General features: G+C 72.6%; 6 protein-coding genes. 1 reads left to right on the top strand and 5 read right to left on the bottom strand.

Features of this window, described 5'->3' with window-relative positions; translation table 11 throughout:
- A partial coding sequence (locus tag ACE3Q3_RS21485) for a ribonucleotide reductase N-terminal alpha domain-containing protein (protein WP_374449413.1) occupies positions 1-494 on the bottom strand: 494 nt, incomplete at its 3' end.
- 182 nt (positions 495-676) lie between these two features.
- On the opposite strand from ACE3Q3_RS21485, the gene ACE3Q3_RS21480 reads away from it, so the two are divergent.
- A complete protein-coding gene (locus ACE3Q3_RS21480) occupies positions 677-1465 on the top strand; it encodes an enoyl-CoA hydratase/isomerase family protein (protein ID WP_374449411.1) in 789 nt (262 codons plus the stop codon).
- Here the strand turns inward: ACE3Q3_RS21480 and ACE3Q3_RS21475 are convergent.
- From ACE3Q3_RS21475 to gyrB, 4 genes are all read right to left on the bottom strand, one after another.
- A complete protein-coding gene (locus ACE3Q3_RS21475) occupies positions 1419-1979 on the bottom strand; it encodes a 2'-5' RNA ligase family protein (RefSeq protein WP_374449409.1) in 561 nt (186 codons plus the stop codon). The two genes, ACE3Q3_RS21480 and ACE3Q3_RS21475, sit on opposite strands and share 47 nt — an antisense overlap.
- Before the next feature lie 5 nt (positions 1980-1984).
- Positions 1985-2584, bottom strand: a complete 600-nt coding sequence (locus ACE3Q3_RS21470; protein WP_374449407.1) for a hypothetical protein — start codon at positions 2582-2584, stop codon at positions 1985-1987.
- Complete coding sequence (locus ACE3Q3_RS21465) at positions 2581-3345, bottom strand: glycosyltransferase family 2 protein (protein WP_374449405.1); 765 nt, start codon at positions 3343-3345, stop codon at positions 2581-2583. Before ACE3Q3_RS21465 ends, ACE3Q3_RS21470 begins: the two co-directional genes overlap by 4 nt.
- Positions 3335-5667, bottom strand: a 2333-nt coding sequence (gene gyrB / locus ACE3Q3_RS21460; RefSeq protein ID WP_374449403.1) for a DNA topoisomerase (ATP-hydrolyzing) subunit B, incomplete at its 5' end; no start/stop codon positions are given. The genes ACE3Q3_RS21465 and gyrB, both read right to left, overlap by 11 nt.

Raw genomic sequence — 5667 nt, 5'->3', positions numbered from 1 at the left:
CGCCGCAGCGACCCCTGGCTGATCGCCAGCGTCAGGGAATCCATCACCCGGATGAAGGGGATGATCCCGGACGTCTTGCCGTTCAGGCCGACCTGCTCGCCGATGCCTCGGACCCGGCCCCAGTAGGTGCCGATGCCGCCGCCGCGCGCCGACAGCCAGACGTTCTCGTTCCAGGTGCCGACGATCTCGTCCAGGCTGTCGCCGACCGAGTTGAGGTAGCAGGAGATCGGCAGGCCGCGCCCGGTGCCGCCGTTCGACAGCACCGGCGTCGCCGGCATGAACCACAGGCGGCTGATGTAGCCGTAGAGGCGCTGGGCATGGTCGGCATCGTCGGCATAGGCGTCGGCGACGCGCGCGAACAGCGACTGGTAGGTCTCGCCCGGCAGCAGGTAGCGGTCGTCGAGCGTCGCCTTGCCGAAGTCGGTCAGGAGCTGGTCGCGGGTCGGGTCGATCGTGACCCGCCCCACCCGAAGCGCCCGGAAATCGCCGTCCATGCTGTCCCCCTGATGCCGTCCGCGTCGGTGGCGCGCCTTTGCACCCCCGACCCCACCTCGCGTGCGGCCCTATATCTAGGTTCATGGGAGCGTCGGCTGTCAAGATATTGACATGCTCGGGATTTCGTTGCCCGCGTCGCGGCGCCCATGGTAGCGCCGGGCGATCCCAAACGGAGCCCGTCATGTCCGCCGAACAGCCCGCTTCGCCGCCCGTCCTGACCATCGCCGGGGCGCGCGCGACCGTCCGCCTGAACCGGCCGGGGCAGCACAACCGCATCGAGCCGGACGACCTCCGGGTGCTGATGGACCATTTCGCCGCCGCCGCCGCCGACCCCGAGGTGCGGGTCCTGGTGCTGACCGGGACCGGCCGCACGTTCTGCGCCGGCTACGACATCGGCGCCCTCGCCCGCGGCCGGGCGCCGGTCGGCGGCGACGATTCGCCGCCGCTCTTCGGCGATGTCGTCGACCGGCTGGAGGACCTGCCGCTGCCGACCATCGCCGCCCTCAACGGCGGGGTGTTCGGCGGCGGCACCGACCTCGCCCTCGCCTGCGACTTCCGCATCGGCGTCGAGGGCGCGCGCATGTTCATGCCGGCCGCCCGTCTCGGCCTGCAATACTACGCGACCGGCCAGCGGCGCTATGTCGAGCGGCTCGGCCTCGGCGCGGCCAAGCGGCTGTTCCTCGCCGGCGAGACCCTGGACGCGACCGGCATGCTGGCGATCGGCTATCTCGACGAGGTCGTCACCGCCGACGGGCTGGGGTCGCGGGTCGACGGGCTGGTGGAGCAGCTCGCCGTCGGCTCGCCGCGGGCCATCGTCGGCATGAAGCGGACGCTGAACTCGATCGCCCGCGGCGCCCTCGACCGCGCCGCCGCCGACGCCGCCTATTCCGAGAGCATCCAGTCCGAGGACGCCGCCGAGGGCGTCAGGGCCTGGCACGAGAAGCGGCCGCCGGTGTTCCGCCGCGGCTGAGGTCGCGCCGCCCCACCACCGTCAGCCGGCTTCCGTCCCAGGCCACGAGCTCGAGTTCGCGGAGCGCGAGGCGCCGGTGCGCGAGCCGGCGCGCGCGGCGGCGGACGCGGCGCGCGGTCGGCGCGTCGAGGCCCGCCGCCACCGTCAGGTGCGCGCGGTAGGGGCCGCTCCCGCGCCGGTTGCCGGCGAAGGGGCCGCGGGCGAGGGCGTGGTGCAGGCGCGCCACCGCCGCCGCGCCGGCTGCTGCGACCGGCAGCACCACGTACCAGCCGCGCCGCCCGGTCCGGATGGGTTCGGGCCGGCCGAGCCGGATGGCGATGCTGCCATGGACCGCGACCGCCGCGAGGTGCCGTCGGGCCGCCCGCGCATCGGCCGCGATCGGGAAGACCAGCGTGACATGGGCGGGCACGCGGCCGTGGCGCGGGTCGAAGCGCCGGCGCAGGCGGTCGATGGCGCCGAGGTCGGCGGGACGTCCGGCCGGACGGGCGATCACCGCCAGCAGGGCGGCCGCCATCGCCGTCAGGAGAGCAGGTGGGCCGCGGTTCCGTCCGGCAGGGCCGGCACCGCCAACGGGGTTCGGGCCCGGCGCAGGGCGGCCGCGAAGGCCGGCATCGGGTCGCCGTCGAGGTCGCCCGGTGGGGCGGCCCAGGCATGGCGGATCCAGTGCGTCTCGAAGAACCAGGCGCCCTCGCCGAGGTCGATGGCCTGGTCGGCGGCGCCGGCCGCGACGGCGGCGCCGCGCCGGCTGCCGGCGGCGCAGATCATCGCGCGATGACGCCGCATCGTGGCCAGGGCCGTCTCGGCGAAGTGCGGCGCCGGCCGGGCGCCGGGCGCCAGCAGCAGGGTGTAGGACGAGGGCAGGAACCAGGTGAAGAGGAGCGGCGCCCAGGCGGGCGGCGGGCGGTCCTGGCGGAGGATCCGCACCGCCGGAAGCCGTCCCGATCCGTGCTGCGCCACGACCGCCGGATCATGGTCCGGCTGCAGCACCCAGATGTCGGCCGGCAGCATCGTCTGGGCGCGAAGGGCCGCGATCCCCGCGGCCACGGCGGCGGCGCCGCCGCCCGGCATCAGTGCCGAATAGGGCCCGACCCGCGGCCGCGATCCGGTCGGCGCCGTCATCGGACGGCCCGCGACGGCCGCGGCTCCTCGAGCAGGAGTTTCCAACCGACGGCGCGCAGGTGGTTCAGGGTGACGTTGCGCTCGATCGCGTAGCGCTCGCGGTCGAGATAGGCGGCGTGCCGGTCGTGGCCGATGTCCGGCTCCCGGTTCGCGGTCGTGTGCGGCGGCTCCTGCTGCGGGACCATGGTGCGGATGCCCCGGAGGGCGAGCGCGGCGGCGAAGTGCATGTCCTCGGCATTGCGCAGGTGGATCGGCGGGATCGTCCACATCGCCCGCGCCCACTCGCTGCGGAAGAGCCAGGAGCAGCAGCCGAAATCGACCATCATGTCCTGGGCGAGCCGGCCGAGGCTGGCCGGGTACATGCCGTTGCGCGGATCGGTCGAGCGCTTGGGCAGGATGCAGCCCTGGGCCGAGACGACGGCGCTGTAGTGGCGATGCTTCGCGCCCGCGTGTTCCAGCCAGCCGGGGCCGGGGATCATGTCGTCGTCGATGACGGTGGCGAGCGGGGTCTCGACCATGGCGGCGAGCGCAAAGCGGCCGAAGAAGCCGAGATCGTGCTCGGACCGGACATAGTTGACCCGCGCCCAGTCGATCGACCGGACCGCTGGCTCGGGGTCGGTGTGGGTGCCGCAATGGTAGATCCAGACTTCCCGGGGCGGCCGCGTCTGGGCGCGAAGAGCCGCCAGCTGGCGGGCCAGCGTCGGCCGCTTCCAGACCGTCAGGATCGCCGTCAGCGGTTCGTCCGGATCGTCAGACGTCAAGGTTGGCCACCTTGAGCGCGTTCTCCTGGATGAAGTCCCGCCGGGGTTCGACGACGTCGCCCATCAGGGTCGAGAAGACCTGCTCGGCGTCGATGGCGTCGCTGACCTTGACCTGGAGCAGGGCGCGCGCGTTGGGGTCGAGCGTCGTCTCCCAGAGCTGGTCCGGGTTCATCTCGCCGAGACCCTTGTAGCGCTGGGTGGTGACGCCGCGCCGGCCCTCGGCCAGCACCGCCTCGACCAGCGACAAGGGGCCGGTGACCGGGAAGGCGCGATCCTTGATGCGGAGCGTGCCGGCGCCGGCGAAGCTGGCGGCGAGGTCGCCCGCCATCAGGGCGAGCCGCCGCGCCTCGCCCGAGGCGACCAGCGACGCCTCGACGACGTAGCGTTCGGCGACGCCGCGCACGACCCGCTGCACCGCGAAGCCCGCGCCATCGGCGAGGCCGATCCAGGTCCGCTCGAGCTCCGGCGCCAGCCCGTTGAGGCGCTGGGCGACCGCGGCCGCGGCGGCGGCCGGATCGGCCAGGCCCTCGGGCGTCAGCACGCCGGCGATCGCCGCCTGCTCGATCGTCGGCAGATGGCCGATGCGGCGGGCGAGCGGCGCCATCAGCGCGCGCGCCTGGCGCGCCTCGTCGACCAGCGCCCGGAGGTCGGCGCCGATGCGCCTCGCCCCGTCATGCTGGTCGAAGGCGGCCTCGTCGAGCCCGGCCGACACCAGGTACTCGTCGAGCGCCCGGTCGTCCTTGAGGTAGACGGCGGAGTTGCCGCGCTTGGCGCGATAGAGCGGTGGCTGGGCGATGTAGACGTAGCCGCCCTCGAAGAGCGCCGGCATCTGGCGGAAGAAGAAGGTCAGCAGCAGGGTGCGGATGTGGCTGCCGTCGACGTCGGCGTCCGTCATGATGATGATCTTGTGGTAGCGCAGCTTGGTGATGTCGAAGCCGCCGTTCTTCGCCTCGTCCGGGCCGATGCCGGTGCCGAGCGCGGTGATGAGGGTGGTGATCTCCTGCGAGCTCAGCATCTTGTCGAAGCGCACGCGCTCGACGTTCAGGATCTTGCCGCGCAGCGGCAGGATCGCCTGGAAGCGGCGGTCGCGGCCCTGCTTGGCCGAGCCGCCCGCCGAATCGCCCTCGACCAGGAAGAGTTCCGACTGCGCCGGGTCCTTCTCCTGGCAGTCGGCGAGCTTGCCGGGCAGGCTGCCGAGGCCGAGCCCCTTGGGTCCGCGGGCGATCTCGCGCGCCTTGCGCGCCGCCTCGCGCGCCGAGGCGGCGCGGTACATCTTCTCCACGATGATCCGGGATTCGGCCGGATGCTCCTCGAACCATTGCCGCAGCCGGTCGCCCACCACCGCCTCGACCGCCGGACGGACCTCGGAGGAGACGAGCTTGTCCTTGGTCTGCGAGGAGAACTTGGGGTCCGGTACCTTGATCGACAGCACGCAGGTCAGGCCCTCGCGCATGTCCTCGCCGGTGAGCTGGAGTTTCTCCTTCTTGGCGAGCCCGCTCTCCTGGGCATAGGCGTTGACGGTGCGGGTGAGGGCGGCGCGGAAGCCGGCGAGGTGGGTGCCGCCGTCGCGCTGCGGGATGTTGTTGGTGAAGCACAGCATCGTCTCGTGGAAGCTGTCGTTCCACTGCAGCGCGACGTCGACCGTGACCCCGTCGCGCTCGCCGCCGATGGCGAGCGGCGTCCGGTGCTCGCTCTTCTTGGAGCGGTCGAGATACTGCACGAAGGCGGCGATGCCGCCGTCGTAGTGGAAGGTCTCGCTGCGGCCGTCGACGCCGCGGGCGTCCTTGAGGACGAGGGTGACGCCGGAGTTGAGGAACGCCAGTTCGCGCAGCCGGTGCTCCAGCGTCGCGAAGTCGAACTCGGTCTTCGTGAAGGTCTCCTTCGACGGCAGGAAGGTGACCTCGGTGCCGCGCCGCTCGGTCGGGCCGACGACGGCCAGCGGCTCCACCCGCTCGCCGTGGCGGAAGCGCATGAAATGCTCCTGCCCGTCGCGCCAGATGCGCAGGTCCAGCCGCTCGGACAGCGCGTTGACGACCGATACGCCGACGCCGTGCAGCCCGCCCGAGACCTTGTAGGAATTCTGGTTGAACTTACCGCCGGCATGGAGCTGGGTCATGATGACCTCGGCTGCCGACACGCCCTCCTCGACATGGAGGTCGACGGGGATGCCGCGGCCATTGTCGTCGACGGTGACCGAGCCGTCGGCGTTGAGCACGACGTTGACGCGCGTCGCCCAGCCGGCCAGCGCCTCGTCGATGGCGTTGTCGACGACCTCGTAGACCATGTGGTGCAGGCCCGAGCCGTCGTCGGTGTCGCCGATAT

The organism is Allostella sp. (assembly GCF_041913585.1).
In the GTDB taxonomy this organism is placed as follows: Bacteria; Pseudomonadota; Alphaproteobacteria; order ATCC43930; family Allostellaceae; genus Allostella.
The sequence above is the reverse complement of the archived record's forward strand: the minus strand, read 5'-3'. Positions and strand labels throughout refer to the sequence as shown.